This window comes from Cupriavidus sp. FW306-1B-F12B (assembly GCF_058781795.1).
This window is the reverse complement of the sequence record NZ_JBYSXC010000022.1, coordinates 72,472-93,813: the sequence shown is the minus strand read 5'-3', so window position 1 is coordinate 93,813 and position 21,342 is coordinate 72,472. Positions and strand designations below refer to the sequence as shown.

At 67.2% G+C, this 21,342-nt stretch carries 16 protein-coding genes; 12 read left to right on the top strand and 4 right to left on the bottom strand.

The genetic code is table 11. The features are described from left to right. Nucleotides 1–134: 134 nt before the first annotated feature. Genes phnY through AC3WLE_RS28465 form a run of 3 tightly spaced genes read right to left on the bottom strand, consistent with a single transcriptional unit; the run spans nucleotide 135 to nucleotide 3,673 of the window. Nucleotides 135–1,598: a phosphonoacetaldehyde dehydrogenase gene (gene phnY, locus AC3WLE_RS28475; protein ID WP_492340414.1), complete on the bottom strand. Its 1,464-nt coding sequence runs from the start codon at nucleotides 1,596–1,598 to the stop codon at nucleotides 135–137. 42 nt (nucleotides 1,599–1,640) lie between these two features. After that, entirely contained in the window at nucleotides 1,641–2,903 is a 1,263-nt protein-coding gene (gene phnA / locus AC3WLE_RS28470; protein WP_492317370.1) for a phosphonoacetate hydrolase, read from the bottom strand. Nucleotides 2,904–2,962: 59 nt separating this feature from the next. Next, nucleotides 2,963–3,673 carry a phosphonate utilization associated transcriptional regulator gene (locus AC3WLE_RS28465; protein WP_492317369.1) on the bottom strand — a complete coding sequence of 237 codons (711 nt, stop codon included), beginning with the start codon at nucleotides 3,671–3,673 and terminating at the stop codon, nucleotides 2,963–2,965. Between the two features lie 265 nt (nucleotides 3,674–3,938). On the opposite strand from AC3WLE_RS28465, the gene AC3WLE_RS28460 reads away from it, so the two are divergent. From AC3WLE_RS28460 to purU, 7 genes are all read left to right on the top strand, one after another. Then, nucleotides 3,939–4,973, top strand: coding sequence for a putative 2-aminoethylphosphonate ABC transporter substrate-binding protein (locus tag AC3WLE_RS28460; protein ID WP_492357450.1), 1,035 nt, complete (start codon nucleotides 3,939–3,941; stop codon nucleotides 4,971–4,973). Nucleotides 4,974–5,063: 90 nt separating this feature from the next. Next, nucleotides 5,064–6,176 (top strand): putative 2-aminoethylphosphonate ABC transporter ATP-binding protein, encoded by a 1,113-nt coding sequence (locus AC3WLE_RS28455; RefSeq protein ID WP_492317367.1) that lies wholly within the window; start codon nucleotides 5,064–5,066, stop codon nucleotides 6,174–6,176. Then, complete coding sequence (locus tag AC3WLE_RS28450; protein ID WP_492357449.1) at nucleotides 6,167–7,981, top strand: putative 2-aminoethylphosphonate ABC transporter permease subunit; 1,815 nt, start codon at nucleotides 6,167–6,169, stop codon at nucleotides 7,979–7,981. Before AC3WLE_RS28455 ends, AC3WLE_RS28450 begins: the two co-directional genes overlap by 10 nt. A gap of 40 nt (nucleotides 7,982–8,021) precedes the next feature. Then, nucleotides 8,022–9,155 (top strand): 2-aminoethylphosphonate--pyruvate transaminase, encoded by a 1,134-nt coding sequence (locus tag AC3WLE_RS28445; protein ID WP_492317365.1) that lies wholly within the window; start codon nucleotides 8,022–8,024, stop codon nucleotides 9,153–9,155. 113 nt (nucleotides 9,156–9,268) lie between these two features. Continuing rightward, entirely contained in the window at nucleotides 9,269–10,120 is an 852-nt protein-coding gene (locus tag AC3WLE_RS28440; protein WP_492317364.1) for an EamA family transporter, read from the top strand. A 97-nt stretch (nucleotides 10,121–10,217) separates the two neighbouring features. Beyond that, nucleotides 10,218–12,713, top strand: a complete 2,496-nt coding sequence (locus AC3WLE_RS28435; RefSeq protein ID WP_492357448.1) for a GcvT family protein — start codon at nucleotides 10,218–10,220, stop codon at nucleotides 12,711–12,713. Between the two features lie 26 nt (nucleotides 12,714–12,739). Beyond that, the gene (gene purU, locus AC3WLE_RS28430; RefSeq protein ID WP_492353071.1) at nucleotides 12,740–13,636 is read left to right on the top strand and encodes a formyltetrahydrofolate deformylase; all 897 of its coding nucleotides are present in this window, start codon (nucleotides 12,740–12,742) and stop codon (nucleotides 13,634–13,636) included. Between the two features lie 22 nt (nucleotides 13,637–13,658). Here purU and AC3WLE_RS28425 read toward each other — a convergent pair whose 3' ends face one another. Continuing rightward, nucleotides 13,659–14,984, bottom strand: coding sequence for an aminotransferase-like domain-containing protein (locus tag AC3WLE_RS28425; RefSeq protein ID WP_492357447.1), 1,326 nt, complete (start codon nucleotides 14,982–14,984; stop codon nucleotides 13,659–13,661). A gap of 84 nt (nucleotides 14,985–15,068) precedes the next feature. Between AC3WLE_RS28425 and AC3WLE_RS28420 the strand changes: the two genes are divergently transcribed. The 5 genes from AC3WLE_RS28420 to AC3WLE_RS28400 all read left to right on the top strand — a co-directional run bounded on the left by AC3WLE_RS28420 (nucleotide 15,069) and on the right by AC3WLE_RS28400 (nucleotide 21,226). Continuing rightward, on the top strand, nucleotides 15,069–15,698 hold the full coding sequence (locus AC3WLE_RS28420; RefSeq protein ID WP_492317360.1) for a LysE family translocator: 630 nt from the start codon (nucleotides 15,069–15,071) through the stop codon (nucleotides 15,696–15,698). Between the two features lie 25 nt (nucleotides 15,699–15,723). After that, a complete protein-coding gene (locus AC3WLE_RS28415; RefSeq protein ID WP_035820889.1) occupies nucleotides 15,724–16,062 on the top strand; it encodes an antibiotic biosynthesis monooxygenase family protein in 339 nt (112 codons plus the stop codon). 489 nt (nucleotides 16,063–16,551) lie between these two features. Further along, on the top strand, nucleotides 16,552–19,386 hold the full coding sequence (locus tag AC3WLE_RS28410; protein WP_492317359.1) for a xanthine dehydrogenase family protein molybdopterin-binding subunit: 2,835 nt from the start codon (nucleotides 16,552–16,554) through the stop codon (nucleotides 19,384–19,386). Further along, on the top strand, nucleotides 19,383–19,943 hold the full coding sequence (locus AC3WLE_RS28405) for a (2Fe-2S)-binding protein (RefSeq protein ID WP_114135696.1): 561 nt from the start codon (nucleotides 19,383–19,385) through the stop codon (nucleotides 19,941–19,943). The genes AC3WLE_RS28410 and AC3WLE_RS28405 overlap by 4 nt, the downstream gene beginning before the upstream one ends. After that, nucleotides 19,943–21,226, top strand: coding sequence for a c-type cytochrome (locus AC3WLE_RS28400; protein ID WP_492317441.1), 1,284 nt, complete (start codon nucleotides 19,943–19,945; stop codon nucleotides 21,224–21,226). The genes AC3WLE_RS28405 and AC3WLE_RS28400 overlap by 1 nt, the downstream gene beginning before the upstream one ends. Nucleotides 21,227–21,342 lie beyond the last annotated feature (116 nt).

Below are 21,342 nucleotides of genomic sequence, written 5' to 3'. Positions count from 1 at the left end.
CAAAAGACACTGCCAGCCAGTCTAGTTGTGTTACCCATGTCCCCGAACAGGTGTTACCTATGTCCCCGGTCTATACAAGCGGGAGAGGGAGCCAACCAGCGGCAAGCTCAAGCTCCCCAAGTACTTCAGCACCCTCACGCCCAGGGCAGCGTGACCGTCTTCAGGTTGGTGAAACTCTTGGCCGCCTCCTGCACCCCCTCCTTGTACCCCAGCCCCGAGTCCTTGATGCCGCCGAACGGCGTCAGCTCGATGCGGTAGCCCGGCACTTCCCACAGGTTGACCGTGCCCACATGCAGCGAATTGGCGATCCTGGTGAAATCCTCGATGCGGTTGGTGCAGACCCCGGACGACAGCCCGAACGCGGTGCCATTGGAAATCCGGATGGCATCGTCCACGTCGCGGAAGGTGATGATGGGCGAAACCGGCCCGAAGGTTTCTTCGCGCACCACGGTCATCGACGGGTCCACGCGGTCCAGCACCGTCGGCGAATAGCTGGCGCCGTTGCGCTGGTTGCCTACCAGCAGCCGCGCACCCTGCGCCACTGCCTCATTGACGCGGGCCTCGAACAGCTGCGCGGCCTGCTCGTCGATCACGGTGCCCATGTCCACGCCGCGGTCCATCGGGTCGCCGTATTTCCACGCGCGGGTCTTCTCCACCACCAGTTCGGTAAAGCGCGCGGCCACGGCTTCATGCACCAGCATGCGCTTGACCGCGGTGCAGCGCTGGCCGGAGTTCTTGTACGAGCCCTGCACCGCCAGGTCCGAGGCGCGGTCCAGGTCGGCGTCGTCCAGCACGATCAGCGGGTCGTTGCCGCCCAGCTCCAGCACCACGCGCTTGTAGCCGGCCTTGCTGGCAATGTACTTGCCGATCGCCACGCCGCCGGTAAAGGTCACCAGGTCCACGGCGGGGTGCGTGATCAGCTCGTCGGCGATCTCGCGCGGGTCGCCGGTGATCACCTGCAGCATCTGCGGCGGCAGGCCGGCTTCATACAGCAGGTCGGCCAGGTAGAACGCCGACAACGGCACCTTTTCCGACGGCTTGAGCACCATGCGGTTGTTGGTGGCGATCGACGGCGCCACCTTGTGCGCCACCTGGTTCATCGGGTGGTTGAACGGCGTGATGGCGCAGATCACGCCCAGCAGCGGCTCGCGCTGGGTCATCACGCGGCGCTTCTTGCCGTGGGGGGTCAGGTCGCACGAGAACAGCTGGCCATCGTCGCGCAGCGCCTCGGTGGCGGCAAAGCCAAGCACGTCGGCGACGCGGCCGATCTCATACAGCGAATCCTTCTTGGACAGGCCGGATTCCAGCGTGATCAGGTCCGATGCCTCCTCAGTGCGTTCGCGCAGCAGCGCGGCGGCGCGGTTCAGGATGGCGGCGCGCTCATAGCGCGTCAGCGTGGAGCGGTAGGCCTGGCCAACTTCGAAGGCACGGCGCACATCGTCAAGCGTGGCCTTGGGCACGGTGCCGACCAGCGTGCCGTCATACGGGTTGCACACTTCGATCACGCGCTCGCGCACGATCTTCTGGCCGTCGATGCGCAGGGCCTCGGCGCGGAAATGGGGGCTGACGGCGCCAGCGGGGAATTGGGGGGCGTTCATAAGTCTCCTCCGGTCAACACGGTTCGGTACGGCTCGATGCACTCAGTGCAGATGGTTCAGCGCGACATCGAAGATGTCGAAGTTGCGCAGCTGGGCCTTGCCGGGGATACCGGCCGTGGCGCGATTGAATACCAGCGGCACGGTCTGCTCCGACACGCCGCCGTGCGAGCGCAGCGGCGCGTCCAGCCCGGACAGGTCGTGGCGGCTGTGGCTGGTGCCCAGCACCACATGCTTGTCGCTGGTCACCACCAGGTCGCCGACGCGGTCGGGCGGCAGTTCGAAGCGCGCGCAGGCCTCGGCGTTGGTCAGCACGCTTTCCACGCCCTGCAGGTCGGACAGCCGGGCCTGGATCGCGGCCGGGTCCGCATCGTCGGGCAGATAGATGGTGGCGTAGGACCCGAGCGCACCGTGGTGGACCACGTAGGGGTCGGTGATCGGCAGGATCACGCGCGCGCCGCCGTCTTCCACGCCGCGGCCCAGCCATGCGTCCAGGTGGTCCTGCAGGTAGATCACGTTGGGCGCCTTGGTGGCGTCGTCGTGCTTGGCGTTCATGCCGTGGTCGGCGGTCAGCGCGACCACACAGCCCAGTTCGTCCAGCCGCGCCAGGTACTTGTCCATCATGGCGTAGAAGGCGTTGGCGCCGTCCGAGCCGGGTGCGAACTTGTGCTGGATATAGTCGGTGGTGGACAGGTACATCAGGTCCGGGCGGCGCGTTTCCATCAGGCGCACGCCGGCGGCGAAGACAAACTCAGACAGCTCCGCGCTGTACACGTCGGGAACCGGCATGCCGACCAGCTCGACCACGCCGTCGATGCCGTTCTCTTCCACCGTGGCCTGGTCGGCCTTCTCCGACGAGAAGCAGATGCCCTGCATGCCATGGCCCAGCAAGCGGCGCAGCTTGTCCTTGGCGGTCACCACGGCGACGCTGGCGCCGGCATCGGCAAACGCGGCCAGGATGGTGCCGGCGCGCAGGTACTTGGGGTCGTTCATCATCACTTCCTCGCCGCGCCCGCCGTTGGCGCTGCGGTCAAAGAAGTAGTTGCCGCAGATGCCGTGCACCGCCGGCGGCGCGCCGCAGACGATGGACAGGTTGTTGGGGTTGGTGAAGGTGGGCACCACGCAGGCGCCGCGGAAGGCAGAGCCGGCTTCCAGCAGCCGCTTCAGGTAGGGCGCGCGGCCGCTGGCGGCGGCGGCTTCCAGGTAGTCGAACTCGCAGCCGTCGACGCAGACCACCACGACAGGCTGCTGCATCCAGCGGTAGGTGCGCTGGTTGACGGTAAGGGTGCGGGTATTGGTGTCGGGCATGGTGGGTTCCTGTGCGTAGGCGCGATCGGGGTCGTCAGCTTCAGTAAATTCAGTCGGATTCAGGCGGCAGCACCCCTGTCGGCGCTGGCCGGGTCCACGGCGGCATGCATGCGGGCGCGGCCACGCTCCACGTGCTCGCGCATCAGGCGCGCGGCCAGTTCGCCGTCGCGCGCGGCAATCGCCGAGACGATGGCGCGGTGCTCGCGGGTGGAATCGGGCATGGCGGCGTGGCTGCCGGACAGCGCCTCGCGGCGGAACAGCGTCAGCTCCTTGACCAGGCGCCGGTAGGTGTCCAGCAGCTTGCGGTTACCGGCCAGATCGACCATGCGGTCGTGGAACGCCAGGTTCAGCCGCGTGTATTCGTCGACATCGCGCGCCTGGCTGGCCGCGTCCAGCGCCTCCACTAGGGCGCGCAGTTCGCGCAGGCTCTCGGGCGTGACGCGGGCGGCCAGTTGCCGGCCGATGAATTCATCGAGCACCGCGCGCAGTTCATAGATCTCATCGGCTTCCTCCACCGAAATGGCGCGCACGAACACGCCGCGGTTCTTCTCGGTGCGCAGCAGGCCGGCCTGCTCCAGCGCCCGGAAGGCTTCCCGCACCGGTCCGCGCGACACGTTCAGCTGCCCCGCCACCTCGATCTCATTGAGCTTGGCGCCAGGCGGCAGGTCGCCCGACATGATCCGCAGTTCCAGTTCACGCTGCACCAGGGTGGTCAGGGACTGGCTCTGCAGGATGGTGATTTCGCTCGCCAGCGGCGCTTGGCGTGACATGAAAACTCCCCGTTTGTGACGGATTAAGCAGTATCGAAAATCCTTATTGCCATTAAAGCAAGCGGTTTGTATATTGTCAACAATCAAGGCATCGGTACAGTGCGCAGGGTAAATAACAGAGCGCTGAAAGCCAGGCATATGCCTTGAAAGTGTTGTAGCACAAGGGTTTATCGGTGTTTCAATGTTGTGCAGCACGCCTCGTGGCATTGCAACATATTCACCAAATCGACACATATCTCCACCTACAATGCCAGAAGGAGTCCCCATGCAACCGTCCTTCAGATCCACCCTGCGCACCGCCGCCGCCCTGCTTGCGGTAGCCGCCTCCGGTACGGCGCTGGCCCAGAAAACCACCCTCACCGTCTACACGGCGTGGGAGATCGAGACCCTCAAGCCGTACGCCGAGGGCTTTGCCAAGGTGGCGCCCGATATCGAACTGAAGTACGTGCGCGACTCCACCGGCGTCATCACCGCCAAGGCGCTCGCTGAAAAAGGCAACCCGCAGGCCGACGTGATCGCCGGGCTGGCTGCGTCGAGCCTGGAACTGCTCAAGCAGGAAGGGATGCTGGCGCCCTACTCGCCCAAGGGCTTCGAGAAACTGACGCGCGACTACAGCGACAAGGCCACGCCGCCGTCCTGGGTGGGGCTGGACGTCTGGGGCGCAACCATCTGCTTCAACACCATCGAAGCCAAGAAGCGCAACCTGCCGCGCCCCGAGACCTGGAAGGACCTGGCCAAGCCCGTCTACAAGGGCACCATCGTGATGCCCAACCCGGCCTCCTCCGGCACCGGCTTCCTGGACGTGACCGCCTGGCTGCAGCTCTATGGCGAGCAGGATGGCTGGAAGTACATGGATGCACTGCACGAGAACATCGCCCAGTACACCCATTCGGGCTCCAAGCCATGCAAGCAGGCCGGCTCGGGTGAGTTTCCGATCGGCATCTCGTTCGAGCTGCGCGCGCACAAGACGCTGGCCTCGGGCGCGCCGATCGAGATGATCTTCCCCAAGGAAGGCCTGGGCTACGACATCGAGGCTGCCGGCATCGTCAAGGGCACCAAGAAAATGGAGGCCGCGCAGCGCTATATGGACTGGCTGGCCAGCAAGGAGGCCAACCAGCTGTTTGCCAGGGACTGGGCCATCGTCGCCTATCCGGGCGTGGCGAGGAAGATCGAGACCATCCCGGCCAACTACGAGCAGATGCTGGTCAAGAACGATTTCAGCCATATCGCCAAGAACCGCGAGCGCGTGCTGGCCGAGTGGCAGAAGCGCTATGCCAGCAAGTCGGAGAAGCAGCCCTGAGCGCCTGAGCGCCGTCGTGTACCTGCGCCCTCGCCCCACCTGGGGCAGAGGACGCCGGGTCTCCCAACAGAACACACCGGGCCCCACGCCATGCAGACCTCCCCATCCACGGCCGAGACCTACCTCAGCCTGAAAGGCATCCACAAGCGCTTCGGCGGCAGCAGCGGCGCCTTCGTGGCACTCCACAACATCGACCTGGACGTGCGCCAGGGCGAGCTGCTGTGCTTCCTGGGCCCGTCGGGCTGCGGCAAGACCACGCTGCTGCGCATCATCGCCGGGCTGGAATCGCAGAGCGCCGGCACCATCCACCAGGGCGGGCGCGACATCTCCACGCTGCCGCCGATGGAGCGCGACTACGGCATCGTGTTCCAGTCCTACGCGCTGTTCCCCAACCTGACGGTGGCGGACAACGTGGCCTACGGCCTGGTCAACCGCCGCATGCCGCGCGACCAGCGCCGCGCCCGCGTGGATGAGCTGCTGACGCTGGTGGGGCTGCCCGAGCGCGGCAACCAGTACCCGGCGCAGCTGTCCGGCGGCCAGCAGCAGCGCGTGGCGATTGCACGCGCGCTGGCCACCTCGCCCGGCCTGCTGTTGCTGGATGAGCCGCTGTCCGCGCTCGATGCCCGCGTGCGGGTGCGGCTGCGCAGCGAGATCCGCGCGCTGCAGCAGCGGCTGAACATCACCACCATCCTGGTCACGCACGACCAGGAAGAGGCATTGTCGATGGCCGACCGCATCGTGGTGATGAACCAGGGCGCGATCGAGCAGGTGGGCACGCCGGCGCAGATCTACCAGCGCCCGGCCACGCCGTTCGCCGCGGACTTCGTCGGCAAGACCAATATGCTGGGCGCGCGCGTCTGCGGCGACGGCGAACTGCAGCTGGGTGGCGTGCGCATGCGCTGCGCCGCGCCCCCGGGCTGTTGCGCCGACGAGGACGTGCAGGTGTTCTTCCGCCCCGAAGACGTCTGCGTGCGCGGCATCGAACAGCATGGCCCCAACGTGCTGGAGGCCACCGTGGACAAGATCGAGTTCCTCGGTGCGTTCTCGCGGCTGACGCTGCGCCTGCCTGACGCAGCGTCCGGCGCCCTGTACGCCGACCTCTCCCTCAATGACCTGCACGAGCTGCGCCCGAACACCGGCGACCTGCTGCGCCTGGCCATTCCCGCTGACCGTATCCGCATTTTCCGCCACGCATGCGCATGAGCCTCACTGCGGCGCCGGCCAATACGTCTGCCACCATGCCGGCCACCGATACCGTCCCCGCCACCGCCACCAGCGCGCCGGCCGGGCCTGCCAACCCCGGCGCGCAGCCCGCGCCGCCGGCCCTGGTCGCCACCGCCGTGCGCGCGCACTGGACCGACCGCCTCGCCCACGTGCTGCTGGCGCTGGCCGCGCTGGCGCTCGCCTGCTTCGTGCTGGCGCCGATCGTGATGATCCTGGCCAAGAGCGTGCAGAACCGCGACGGCAGCCTGGCCGGCATCGCGCACTTCCGCGCGTACCTCGAGTCGCCCGCGCTGCTGCGTTCGGTGTGGAACAGCCTGTGGGTCTCTGCCCTGGCCACCTGCATCACCGTGCCGCTGGCATTCAGCTTTGCCTATGCGCTGACGCGCAGCCGCATCGCCTGCAAGGGCCTGCTGCGCAACCTGGCGCTGATCCCGCTGCTGGCGCCATCGCTGCTGGCGGCGATCTCCTTCATCTTCTGGTTCGGCAACCAGGGGCTGTTCAAGCCGTGGATGGGCAGCACGCAGATCTACGGGCCGCTGGGCATCGTGGCCTCGCTGGTGTTCGCCACCTTCCCGCATGCGCTGATGATCCTGATCACCGCGCTGTCGCTGACCGACGCGCGGCTGTACGAGGCGGCCGATGCGCTGGGCACCTCGACCGTGCGCAAGTTCTTCACCATCACCGTGCCGGGCGCGCGCTACGGCCTGGTCAGCGCGGCCATGGTGGTGTTCACCTATGCGATCTCGGACTTCGGCATCCCCAAGGTGATCGGCGGCAACTTCCATATGCTGGCCACCGACATCTACAAGCTGGTGATCGGCATGCAGGACTTCTCGCAGGGCGCGGTGGTGTCGCTGATGCTGCTGGTGCCGGTGGCCGTGACCTACTATGTCGATGCGCGCGTGCAACGGCGCCAGATGGCGCTGATGTCGGCACGCTCGGTGCCCTACGTGCCGCGCCGCAGCCGCCGCTTCGACCTGGCCATGGCGGTGTTCTGCTGGCTGGTGGCGGCGCTGATGCTGGCGGTGATGGGCATGGCGATCTACGCGTCCTTCGTCAAGCTGTGGCCGTACAACTTCTCGCTGTCGCTGAACCACTACCGGGTGGGGCTGGTCGAGGGCGGCGTGGTCGATTCCTACCTGAACAGCCTGCGCATGGCGGGACTGGCCGCGGTGATCGGGCCGGTGTTCATCTTCACCACCGCCTACCTGCTGGAGAAGACCCGCGGCATGGACTGGCTGCGCAGCTTCGTGCGGCTGATGGCGGTGCTGCCGATGGGGGTGCCCGGGCTGGTGCTGGGCCTGGGCTACATCTTCTTCTTCGTGCCGCAGGCCAACCCGATGCACGGGCTGTACCAGACGCTGGGGATCCTGGTGCTGGTGACCATCGTCCACTATTACGCGTCGTGCCACCTGACCGCCGTGACCGCGCTCAAGCAGCTCGACAGCGAGTTCGAGGCCGTGTCCGCCTCGCTCAAGGTGCCCTTCTACAAGACCTTCTTCAAGGTCACGGTGCCGGCCTGCCTGCCCGCCATCCTGGAGATCTCGCGCTACCTGTTCATCAATGCGATGACCACGGTCTCGGCGGTGGTGTTCCTGTACGGCGCCGACACCAAGCTGGCCTCGGTCGAGATCGTCAACCTGGATGAATCCGGCGACATCGGCCCCGCGGCGGCAATGGCGACGCTGGTGGTGCTGACCTCGGCCTTCGCCTGCCTGCTCTATTACCTGCTGCAACGCGTGCTCGATCGCAAGACCCAGGCCTGGCGCCAGGGCAACGACTGACATTCCCTTGTATCCACTCCTTCCCAATCAGGAGCTCACCATGATTCGCGGCAACGACCCGATCCTTCTGACCCCCGGCCCCCTGACCACCTCGCTCGCCACCAAGCAGGCCATGCTGCGCGACTGGGGCTCGTGGGACGCCGCCTTCAACGCCATCACGCGCAGCCTGTGCGACGACCTGGTGCGCATCGTCCACGGCGAAGGCACCCATGTGTGCGTGCCGATGCAGGGCAGCGGCACCTTCTCGGTGGAAGCCGCCATCGCCAACGTGGTGCCGCGCGACGGCAAGGTGCTGGTGCCGCAGAACGGCGCCTACTGCCAGCGCATCCTCAAGATCTGCAAGGTGCTGGGCCGCGCCAGCGTGGAACTGCCGATCCCCGAAGACCAGCCCGCCACCGCCGCGCTGATCGAAGAGGCCATCCGGCGCGACCCGTCGATCACGCACGTGGCGCAGGTGCACTGCGAGACCGGCGCCGGCGTGCTCAACCCGCTGCAGGAAATCGCCGCGCTGTGCCAGCGGCTGGGCAAGGGGCTGATCGTCGACGCGATGAGCTCGTTCGGCGCGATCGAGATCGACGCCCGCACCATGCCGTTCGACGCGCTGGTGGCCGCCACCGGCAAGTGCATCGAGGGCGTGCCGGGCATGGGCTTCGTGCTGGTCAGGAAAGACGTGCTGGAAGCCAGCCAGGGCAACAGCCACTCGCTGGCGCTGGACCTGTACGACCAGTACGTCTACATGCAGAAGACCACGCAGTGGCGCTTCACGCCGCCCACGCATGTGGTGGCGGCCTTCCGCACCGCGCTCGACCAGTTCCTGGAAGAAGGCGGCCAGCCGGTGCGCGGCGCGCGCTACCGCAGGAACTGCGACACGCTGGTGCAGGGCATGGCCGCGCTCGGCTTCCGCGCCTTCCTGCCGGCGGCGGTGCAGGCGCCGATCATCGTCACCTTCCATGCGCCGGCCGACGCGCGCTATGACTTCAAGACCTTCTACGCCAGGGTGCGCGAGCGCGGCTACATCCTGTATCCGGGAAAGCTGACGCAGATGGAGACCTTCCGCGTCGGGTGCATTGGTGCGATCGATGACAACGAGATGCGCAATGTGGTGACGGCGATTGGCGAGGTGCTGCGCGAGATGGGGATCAAGGCGCAGGCGCCGCTGGCGGAAGCGGCTTAAGCAACCTTCCTCCAGCGCCTGGCAACAGGCACCCCTCTCCCGCAGGCGGGAGAGGGGTGCAGACAAGCGGGCTTGCGAACCCATCAGAAATCCACAAGAACAACCCCTCCTTCATGCCCCTCCCGCCAGACTTTCACGGCCTCGCCTTTGCCGCCGTGATGCTGTCCGCGCTGATGCACGCGTCGTGGAATGCCATCGTCAAGATCGGTGGCGACCGCTTGTCGTCGATGGCGCTGATCGACACCTTCTGCCTGCTGGTGGCGCTGCCCTTCCTGTTCCTGGTGCCGCTGCCCGCGCCGCAGGTGTGGCCCTTCCTGCTCGCCACGGTGGCGCTGGAAGTCGGCTACAAGCTGTCGCTGGTGGCCGCCTACAACCGTGGCGACTTCAGCCAGGCCTATCCGCTGATGCGCGGCTCGGCGCCGATGATGGTGGCGATCCTGCTGTTGCTGACCGGCAGCGAACGGCTGGGGCCAGGCGGCTATGCCGGCATCGCGCTGATCTGTTGCGGGCTGGTCAGCCTGGTGCGCTGGCGCCGGCAATCGCCCGACCTGCTCGGCTTTGCGCTGCTGGCCGGTGCCTGCCTGGCGGCCGGCACCGTGATCGACGGCACCGCGGTCAAGCGCTACGGCGAGGTCTTCACCTATATCGTCTGGCTGCAGGCGATGTCGCACATCTTCATGCCGACCTACGCCTTCAGCCGGCGCGGCACCGCGCTGGTCACGCTGATGCGCACGGAATGGAAGCGCGCGTGGATCGGCGGCATCAACCGGGTGGGTTCGTATGCGCTGATGCTGTGGGCCATGACCATGGCGCCAGTGACCAAGCTGGCGGCGCTGCGTGAATCGAGCGTGATCTTTGCCGCGCTGCTGGGCCACTTCCTGCTGCGCGAGCCCTTCGACCGGCGGCGGCTGATTGCGACCGCGCTGGTCCTGGCGGGGATCCTGACACTGCAACTGGCGCGCTGATCCGCCGATGCATGTTGCATTTTGTGTTGTTTGTTGGCGTTTTTTTGCATAACATGGCAGGCAACGCCAACCACTTCCCTGCCGAGGTTTTCCCGCCATGTCCCCTGTCATCCCTTCCCACTCCCGCGTCGTCATCATCGGCGGCGGCATCATCGGTTGCAGCGTCGCCTATCACCTGACCAAGCTCGGCTGGAAGGATGTGGTCCTGCTGGAACAGGGACAACTGTCCTGCGGCACCACATGGCACGCGGCCGGGCTGGTCGGGCAACTGCGCTCGCAGGAAAGCATGACGAAACTGATCCGCTACTCCACCCAGCTGTACAGCGAACTGGAAGCGGAAACGGGCCTCGGCACCGGCTGGAAGCAATGCGGCTCGCTGTCGGTCGCGCGCACCGCGGAACGCATGACGCAACTGCGCCGCACCGCGGCGGTGGCGCGGGCCTATGGCGTGGATTGCGAGGTGATCTCGCCCGCCCAGGCCGGCGAACTGTGGCCGGTGATGCGCACCGACGACCTGCTTGGGGCGGTCTGGCTGCCGGGCGACGGCAAGGCCAACCCGACCGACCTGACCCAGGCGCTGGCGCGCGGCGCGCGCAGCCGCGGCGCGGTCATCGCGCAGGATACGAAGATCACCGCGATCCATACCCGCGATGGCCGCGCCACCGGCGTGAGCTGGCGCAACAAGGCCGGCGACGAAGGCCGCATCGAGGCGGAGATCGTCGTCAATTGCGCCGGCCAGTGGGCGCGCCAGGTCGGCCAGATGTGCGGCGTGACCGTGCCGCTGCACTCGGCCGAGCACTATTACATCGTCACCGAGCGCATTGCCGGCGTGCACCCTGACCTGCCGGTGATGCGCGACCCGGACGGCTTCATCTACTTCAAGGAAGAAGTGGGCGGGCTGGTGATGGGCGGCTTCGAGCCCAATGCCAAGCCGTGGGGCATGCAGGGCATTCCTGAGCCGTTCGAGTTCCAGTTGCTGCCTGATGACTGGGACCAGTTCGAGATCCTGATGGAGAACGCGCTGATCCGCGTTCCGGCACTGGAGTCGGCGCAGGTCAAGCAGTTCTACAACGGACCCGAGTCGTTCACGCCGGACAACAACTTCATCCTCGGCGAAGCGCCCGAGCTGCGCAATTTCTACGTGGGCGCGGGCTTCAACTCAATGGGGATCGCGTCCGCCGGCGGCGCCGGCATGGCGCTGGCGGAATGGATCGTCGCGGGCGAGCCGACCATGGACCTGTGGCCGGTCGATATCCGCCGCTTCGCCGGCTTCAACGGCAACCAAAGCTGGCTGCACGACCGCGTCAGGGAAACGCTGGGCCTGCACTACGCGATGCCATGGCCCAACCGGGAACTGGATACGGCGCGGCCGTTCCGCCGCTCGCCGCTCTATGCCCACCTGCACGCCGCCGGCGCCAATTTCGGCAGCAAGATGGGCTGGGAGCGGCCAAACTTCTTCGCGCCTGCCGGACAATCGCCCGAGATCCGCTACTCGTTCGGGCAGCAGAACTGGCTGCCGTGGAGCGGCGCGGAACACCGCGCCTGCCGCGAGGCGGTGGCGCTGTTCGACATGAGTTCGTTCTCCAAGTACATCGTCAAGGGTGCCGATGCCGAGGCCGTGCTGCAATACGTGATGAGCAACGACGTGGCCGTGCCGCCGGGGCAGACCGTGTACACCGCCATGCTCAACGACCGCGGCACCTATGAATCCGACCTGACCGTGACGCGGCTGGCGCACGACCAGTACCTGCTGGTGACCGGCTCGGCGCAGACCACGCGCGACTTCAACTATGTCGAGCGCCTGATTCCCGCCGACAAGCGCTGCGCGATCGTCGATGTCACCGGGCAGTACGCTGTGCTGGCGGTGATGGGCCCGCGCTCGCGCGAGCTGTTGCAGAGCGTGTCGCGCGCCGATTTCTCCAATCAGGCGTTCCCGTTCGGCACCTCGAAAGAGATCGATCTCGGCTATGCCACGGTGCGCGCCACGCGCCTGACCTATGTGGGCGAACTGGGCTGGGAGCTGTATGTCCCGGTGGAATTCGCCGTCGGCGTCTATGACACTTTGCACGAGGCCGGGAAACGCTTCGGACTGGTCAACGCCGGCTACTACGCCATCGAATCGCTGCGTATCGAGAAAGGCTACCGCGCCTGGAGCCGCGAACTGAACACCGACATCCATCCGTTCGAGGCCGGACTGTCGTTTGCCTGCAAGCTGAACACCGACATCCCGTTCCGCGGGCGCGAGGCGCTGCTGAAGCTGCGCGCTGCCGGCGGTGCCGCGCAGGTGCGGCGGCGCGTTGCCGTGGTCAGGCTGGACGGTGCCAGCGAGGCCATGCTCTGGGGCGGCGAGGCGATCCTGCGCACTGCCCCGGACGGCACCGTGCGCCCCGCCGGCTTCGTGACATCGGCCGCGTTCGGCCACACCCTTGGGTGTCCGGTGGGCATGGGGCTTCTGGCACGCGCCGATGGTCCCGCCGACGCGGCATGGATCGAGGCAGGCAAGTATCACGTAGACCTGGCCGGGGAACTGCTGCCTGCACGCATCCACCTGCGTGCGCCATACGATCCGGCCAGCGAACGGACCAAGGCCTGATGATGCAAGCAGATACCGGAGTGCCCATGCCAGTGGTCCAGACCGAAACCGCCAGCTACATCCTGACGCTGTCGTGCCCCGACCGTCCCGGCATTGTCCATGCCGTCTCGGCGCTGCTGGTGGAAGCCGGCGCCAATATCGTCGATTCCGCGCAGTTCGGCGATCGCGACAGCGCACGGTTCTTCATGCGGGTGCACTTCCAGCGGCCGCTGCCAGAAGGCCAGGATGCCGGCGATGCGCTCGCCGCCCTGCGCAGCACGCTGGCGGGCGTGGCGGCCGCGCATGAAATGGACTGGGCGCTGCACGACGCCGCGCGCAAGCCGCGCGTGATGCTGATGGTGTCAAAGATCGGCCACTGCCTGAACGACCTGCTGTTCCGCTACCGCACTGGCCAGCTGCCCATCGAGATTCCGGCCATCGTCTCCAACCACAAGGACTTCTACCAGCTTGCGGCGAGCTACGACATCCCGTTCCATCACCTGCCCCTGCTCAATGCCACGCCGCAAGGCAAGGCCGCGCAGGAAGCGAGGCTGTGGGATCTGGTCTGCGACTACAGTATCGACCTGGTGGTCCTGGCCCGTTACATGCAGGTCTTGTCCGACGACCTGTGCCGCCGCCTGGAAGGCCGCGCCATCAACATCCATCACTCCTTCCTGCCCAGCTTCAAGGGCGCGCGCCCCTACGCGCAAGCCTATGAGCGCGGCGTCAAGCTGATCGGCGCCACGGCCCACTATGTGACCGGCGACCTCGACGAAGGCCCCATCATCGAACAGGAAGTCGCGCGCGTGGACCATGCCATGGACGCCGCGCAGCTGACCGCCATCGGACGCGACGTGGAATGCGTGGCGCTGGCGCGGGCGGTGAAATGGCATGCGGAACATCGGGTCCTGCGCAACGGCGGCAGGACGCTGGTGTTCCGCTGAACGGGCAGCCTTTGCCGCCGCTTCAGCCGGCTGCCGCCCGCCGGACCTTGCGCAACGCCTGCTCCAGCGCATCCATCGAGATCGACCCGAGCGCCAGCCGCAGCGCATGCGGCACGCTCGCGCCGACCGCGAACGGCTCGGCCGTCGTCACCAGCACACCCTCGTGCTCCAGGGCGGCCACGACCTGGTCGGCGCGCAGGTCCTCCTCGAGTTCAAGCCACAGGTAGTATGAAGACGGGTGCGCGGTGACGCGGCAGCCGCGCAAGATGCGCCGCGCCAGGCTCTGCCTGCGCCGGGCGTCCTTGCGCTTGCGATCTTCCAGGTCATCGACGATGCCGGCTTCGATCCAGAGGCAGCCGAGCGCCACGGTCAGCGACGGCGTGTTCCAGGTTGACACGCGAATGGCGCGTTCCAGGGCCGGCACCAGCGGCGCGGGCGCCGCGACGAACCCCATCCTCAGTCCCGATGCCACGCTTTTCGACAAGCCCGAGACGTAGACGGTCCGCTCTGGCGCGAAGGTGAACACCGGTTTCGGCGCCGGTTCGGCAAGGAAGGCGTAGGCGCCATCTTCAATGATCAGCAGATCATGCCGTTGCGCCAGGGCCGCAAGGCGGCCGCGGTCCGCCTCGTTCATGACATAGCCCAGCGGATTGTGCATGGTCGGCATGGTGTAGACCGCCCGCACCGGACGCCGCTTGCAGAGCGCGGCAAGGCGATCCAGGTCCAGGCCCGCGGCGGTCGCCGGCAACGGCTCCAGGTCGAGCCGGTACAACTGCGCCAGCGCCTTCATGCCCGGGTACGTCAGCGCGTCAACCGCCACCACGTCGCCGGGATTGAGCAACCCCATCACCGTCACCGCCAGGCCCTGCTGCGCGCCGTTGACGATCAGCACCTGGCTGCCCGGCACCCGGATGCCGCGGTTGCGCAGGTGCCGGGCAACGGCCTGCCGTTCGTGCGGGCGCCCGCCCTGCGGCGCGGAATGCAGCAACGCGTCAAGGTCGCCCGAAGCCGCGATGCTGCGCAAGCCATCGCGCAACAGTTCAACCTGCCCGGGCAGCGACGGATAGTTGAAAGTCAGGTCCACCGCGCCGGCGCGCACCGGATGCTGCTCCAGCCCCAGGCCGCGCGGCAGCGAGGTATCGCGCACGAACGTGCCCCGGCCGGTCTCGCCGACCACCAGGCCGACGGCCTCCAGTTCGACATAGACGCGTGCCGCTGTCGCCAGCGCGACGCCGTACTGCTTCATCAGCGCACGCACCGTCGGCAGTTGCGTGCCCGGAGGCAGTTCGCCGCGATGAATGCGCGCGGCAATCTCGTCAACAATGATCTTGTAGCGCGCGTGGACCATGCTTTGTATCTAGAACAATGCTTTGCGTGTATCAGGCCAGAAGAATAGCCTGCATGCCTAGTCAACGCTAACCATTTCCTGCACATGATTGCCCTGACCACCCTGTCGATCTTCGCCGCGGCAGTGATGCTGCTGCTCCTGTCACCCGGCCCGAACATGGCCTTCGTGATGGCACATGGCATCACCTATGGCCTTCGGGGCGGCGTTGCGACGGCACTGGGGATTGCCGTGGCCGACCTGATCCTCACGGTCCTGACAGCCACCGGGATCACCGCCCTGGTGATGGCGTGGGCGCCGGCGTTCGACCTGATCCGCTATGCCGGCGCGGCCTATCTGCTGTGGATGGCGGCCAAGGCGCTGCGGCAGCCGCTTGCGCTGAAAGAGGCAGTGGTGACTCAGGCCTCCTTGCGCTCGGTGTTCGTGCGCGCCATGCTCAACAGCCTGCTCAATCCCAAGGCGCTGCTGTTCTTCATGGTCTTCCTGCCGCAGTTCGTGGATCCCGGCAAGGGCGGCGTGGCCCGGCAGCTGCTCGTGCTCGGCCTGGTCCTGACAGTGATCGCCACCGTGTTTCACGCATTGCTCGGCGCGGCTGGCGGCACCGTGCGCCGCTTCCTGTCACGCCATCCCAAGGCGGCAACATTGCAGTCGCGCGGCCTGGCAGCCGTGCTGGTGCTGCTGGCGCTGCGGCTGGTGCTGACCTCACGCCCGGCCTGAAGCCTTTTCCCACGCAGAGCCCCTGATGTATATCGCAGCCTTTATTTACCGGCCCGGCCAGGCCGATGACGAGTTCCACCGCCTTAGCGCCCTGATCGACGAGATCGCCGCCGGCATACCCGGCTTTGTCGGTGCCGAGTCCTGGCGTTCGCCGGATGGCCAGTTGTCCAACGCCAGCTACTACTGGCGCGACAAGGACTCCCTGCAGGCCTTCGCCACCCACCCGCGGCACCTGGACGCCAAGCGCCAGTACCGCAAGTGGTATGACGGCTATCACGTGGTGATATCCGAAGTGCAGCGCGCCTATGGCGACGGTTCGCTCCAGCACTTCGTGCCCGACAGCCGGCGCCAGCGGCAGGGCTAGACGCCTTCACCTGTCCGGCCGGTCTTTGCACGGCCGGCCGCACGCCAGGATATGAATGATTCTGGCGGCGATCTGAATTCTTTCGATCCCTGCCGCCGCCCGCGCGGCATGGATCTGCCTGTCTCTTCGTGCAGATAACGGCTCCAGGCATGGCTCGCGGCACCGGCCCGCGCCATGACGCAATGCACAACCGCGCGGCCGCGGGTATCAACCCCTGCTGATAACCGCTATTCCACACCTCGACTTGCGGTATACCCTGACGTCAACGCACAATCGCCCGGTCAGCGCGCCAGGCCGTGCCACGACAGATAACAAGACATTGCCCCACCTCTCACCAGCCCTCTCCGGCGCCACGGCTACGCAGCCAGGCCCACGCACGCGGCATCGCCGCATGCAGCCAGGCACTGCTTCGGCCATCTTGTCACGATCCCCGTTGATCCCACACGTCGCGCGCCGGCTGCAGTAGCAGCGCATTCCCGAGGAATCCTTATGCCCAGCTTCAACCCTTCACGGCGCACTTTCCTGAAAGCCAGCGTCGTGGCCGGGGTGTCGGTCTATATCGCACCCATCGGCGGCAAAGCCTTCGCGGCATTGTTCGAAGACAAGCTCCTGACCCCGGTCCAGTGGGACCCCAAGGCCGGCGTCCCGAAATTCCGCATCGACGGCATTGCCAAGGTCACCGGCGCCAAGGTGTTCGCGCGCGATATCCGCTCGCGCGACATGCCGCACTGGCCGCAGCAGCAATCGCACGCCTTCATCCTGCGCGCCACGCAGGCCGACCGCACCTATGAGGGCTTCGACCTCGCCGCGCTCGGCGACGACCTGATGCCTGACCGCGTGGTCACCGCGGAAGACCTCGCCCGCGACGGCGTGGCCTTCCCCGCGTTCTACGGCGCAGACATGCTGCTGCCCGCGGGCAAGACTCCGGCCTACCTGGGCCATGCGGTGGCGATCCTGATCTACCACGACTTCGCGCGCTTCCGCTTTGCCAAGGACAAGCTCAAGTTCCGCGACGACGTGATCCGCTACGGCGCCAAAACCGGCGCGCTGGAACGCGATCCGTGGGGCACCTTCCGCTTCGTGCGCGTGGGCGGCACCACGCCGTATGACGACGACGTGTTCTCCAGCCTGAAGAACGCGCCGGTGTTCCCCAGCATGATGCGCAAGCACCAGCCGGTGTGGCCGGACGGCAAGGACCACGGCCAGCTCGGCGAACAGGGCATGTACCACGCCGACGCGATCCGCGCGCAGCTGGCCAGGCCGCCCGAGGACTGGCTGGTGCTGGAGCGTGAGTACAACTCGCAGTCGGTCGATACCGCGGCGCTGGAGCCCGACAACGCCAACTGCTGGTACGACGCCGCGGCGCAGGCGCTGCACCTGGTGGTGCCGACGCAGTCCCCGATCGAGGTCGCCGAGAGCGCGGCCGAGATGCTGGCGAAGGCCAAGGGCGCGTTCCCGGTGAAGCAGGTGTTCCTGCACCCGTGCTACACCGTAGGCTACGGCTCCAAGGACCACTACAACTTCCCGTTCTACGGCCTGGTCACGGCGCTCTATGCCGAGGGCAAGCCGGTGTGCCTGGCCAACGACCGCTACGAGCAGTTCCAGACCTCGATCAAGCGCCACGCCTTCAAGATGCGCTACCGCATCGCGGTGGACCGCAAGACCGGGCTGTTCCAGGCCTTCCAGGGCGACCTGGAGGCCAACGGCGGCGGCCGCGCCAACTTCTCGCCCTCGGTGGCGATGGTGGGCGCCACCGCCGCGCAATCGATCTACTACTTCCCGAAGAACGACCTGACCGCGGTGGCAATCGCCTCGCGCGCCATCGACGCAGGCTCAGCGCGCGGCTACGGCACGCTGCAGAGCATGGCCGCGACCGAGATGATGGTCGACGAGTTCGCCGAGCAGCTCAAGCTCGACCCGATCGAGTTCCGGCTGAAGAACGCCTTGCGCTCGGGCATGAAGAACACGCAGGGCGCGATCCCGGCCGGCGCGATCCGTGTCGATGAAGTGCTGGAAGCCGCGAAGGTCCATCCGTTGTGGACCGGCCGCGCGAAGAAGAAGGCGGAGTACGAAGCCGCCAACCCCGGCCGCCGCTACGGCGTGGGCTTTGCCTGCGTGCAGAAGGACTTCGGCACCGGTGCCGAAGCTTCGTTTGCCAGGGTCGAGATGAAGGCCGACGGCAGCATCGCGCTGCACCACTCCGGCGCCGAGATCGGCACCGGCATGTCGACCTCGCAGGCCGCCGCGGTGGCGCGCTGGCTGGGCAAGCCCGCGGCCGAGGTGCGTACCTCGGTCACCGATTGGGCCGACCTGCCGGTGGTGACCTCGGGCGACCCGTACCTGATGAGCCAGGCCGAACAGGACCGGCTGTGCGCCAACCCGCGCTGGTCGCCGTCGTACGCTTCGCCCGCCAGCGCCACCAACTCGGCCTACTACTTCACCCACAGCACGCGCGAAGCCGCGCGCGTGATCTTCATGCACGGCCTGTGGCCGGCGGCGATGGCGATCTGGAGCCAGGGTATCGGCGGCGGCCAGGCGGCCTCGCTGGTAGTGCGCGTGGAAGACGCGCGCTGGGTCGAGGGCAAGCTCAGCGCCGGCGGCCTGCAGGCGCTGCCGCTGGAGCAGCTGGCAGCCAAGGCGCATGAGATGGGCCTGGTCACCGGCGCCACCGTGCACGTCTTCAACCGCTGGCAGTGGAGCGAGGCCGATTTCGACATCAGCGGGCACGCCGCGCGGCTGCCGGTGGATGGCCTGTCGGTACGCTACGGCGATGGCGCCGACGGCGCGCGCAAGGCGCGCATGCGCACCAGCGGCGGCTACGACGTGCTCGACCGAAAGAAGGTCTACGTCGCGACCACCCAGCGCAACAATGCCTCGGTCACGTACTACAGCGCGGTCGGCACCTTGGTCGAGCTGTCGGTGCATGAGGCCAGCGGCAAGGTCGAGGTGCTGTCGCACCACTCCATCATGGAGTGCGGTACGCAGCTGTCGCCGCAACTGGTGTCCGGCCAGCTGCAGGGGGGCATCGCCATGGGCATCGGCCACGCGCTGCATGAAACCCTGCCGCTCTACGAGGACGGCCCTGGCAACGGCACCTGGAACTTCAACCGCTACCACCTGCCGCGCGCCAGCGACGTGGCGGTGTGGACCCAGACCGGCACGGTGCTGCCGCCCGTCTCTGAAACCGACCCGCCCAAGGGCATCGCCGAGGTGGTGATGATCCCGGTGGTGGGCGCCATCGTCAACGGCATCGCGCATGCCATCGGCCACCGCTTCACCGACCTGCCGGTCACGGCCGAAAAGATCCAGGAGGTACTGGCATGAGCATCGCCACCCAACCGCTTTCCCTGAACATCAACGGCAAGGAGGTCGGCCCGCTCGACGTGCCCGAAGGCCTGATGATGATCGACTTCCTGCATGAATACCTGGACCTGACCGGCTCGCGCCTGGGCTGCGGCCAGGGCATCTGCCATGCCTGCGTGGTGATCCACGACAAGGCCGACGGCACCAGCGAGGAAGTGCGCAGCTGCATCACCGGCGCGCACTGGTTCCAGGGCCGCAAGGTGCGCACCGTGGAAGGCCACGGCAAGCGCAACGAGAAAGGCGAGGTGGTGGAGCTGACGCCAGTGCAGCAGAAGTTCCTGGACCACTTCAGCTTCCAGTGCGGCTATTGCACGCCGGGCTTCGTCAACGGCGCCACCATCCTGGTGGAACAGCTCAAGCGCAAGCCGGTGGCGAAGGACAAGGTAGACGAGACCATCACCACCGCGCTGGACGGTCATATCTGCCGCTGCACGGGCTATGTGCGCTACTTCGAGGCCGTGAAGGACGTGATCACCAGCACGCCTGGACTGGTCAAGGACAGCGGGAGCGCCAAGTGATGCAGCGCCCCGCCTTCCTGAATTTCGCCCGCGCGGCCCTTGCCGCGCTGGCCGCCGCAACGCTGGTGGCCGGTTGTGGCGGCAACACCGAAGCCGTCGCGCCTGCCGCCGACCAGGCGCCCAAGGGCCAGCTGCCGCCCGCCGAACAGATCGCGCGCGGCCGCTACCTGGTGCGCGCGGCCGACTGCGCCGCCTGCCATACCGCGTCGCAGGGCGCGCCGTTTGCCGGCGGCGTTGAGCTGGCCTCGCCGTTCGGCAAGTTCTACGGCACCAACATCACGCCCGACAAGACCCACGGCATCGGCAACTGGAGCGCAGACGACTTCTACACCGCGCTGCATGACGGCAAGACCCCGGACAAGCACCTCTATCCGGCGATGCCGTACACCTCGTACCGCGGGCTGTCGCGCGCGGATACCGATGCCATGTATGCCTACCTGATGCAGGTGAAGCCGGCCGCGGTGCCGAACCGCCCGCACGACCTGCAGTTCCCGTACAACCTGCGCTTTGCGCTGGCGGGCTGGAACCTGCTGTTCCTGGAGGACAAGCTGCCCGATGCCTCCGCCGGCAATTCCGAGTCGTGGCAGCGCGGCCGCTACCTGTCCAATGCGCTCGGCCATTGCGCCGAGTGCCATACGCCGCGCGCCGCGTTCGGGCGGCTGGACCTGTCGAAGCCGCTGGCCGGCGCCGCGCTGGCACGCGTGGGCGCGCCGGAAATCACCCCGGCCGGGCTGGCCGCACGCGGCTGGACCGCGGCCGACCTGCAGCAGTTCTTTGCCATTGGCATCGCGCCACAAGGCTCGGCCTTCGGCGAGATGTACCCGGTGGTGCATCTGAGCAGCCAGTACCTGAACCAGGGCGACCTGGCGGCGATGACGACCTACCTGCTGGGCGACAAGCCGCCCGCACCGCAGCCGGTCAAGCCCGTCAACGCCGATGCCGCGCAACTGGCGCCGGGCCGCCGCCACTATGTGGCGGTCTGCGCCGGTTGCCACGGCCGCGAGGGCGAAGGCAAGCCGCACGTGGCGGTATCGATGGCCGGCAACTCCACCGTGCGCAACACCGACGCGCGCAACCTGATCGTGTCGATGCTCGACGGCATCGAGGCGCAGCGCTTCCCCGGCCTGGAGGCCATGCAGGACATGCCGGGCTTTGCCGCGCGCATGAGCGACGAAGAACTGGCGCAGCTGGCCAACTACCTGCGCGCCACCTGGGGCGGCCAGCCGGCCGACGTGACGCCCGCCGCGGTCAAGGCGCTGCGCGCCGCAGGCTCCGGGCACTGAAGCCCTGCCCCGGGTGTTCCATTCTGGAACACCCGGTGTCACGCGCTGGCACAGCCGTGCCGGCGCGTGACATCTCCCACCCGTGCCACGCGCACTCGCCCCTCGCTTTTCCCCGT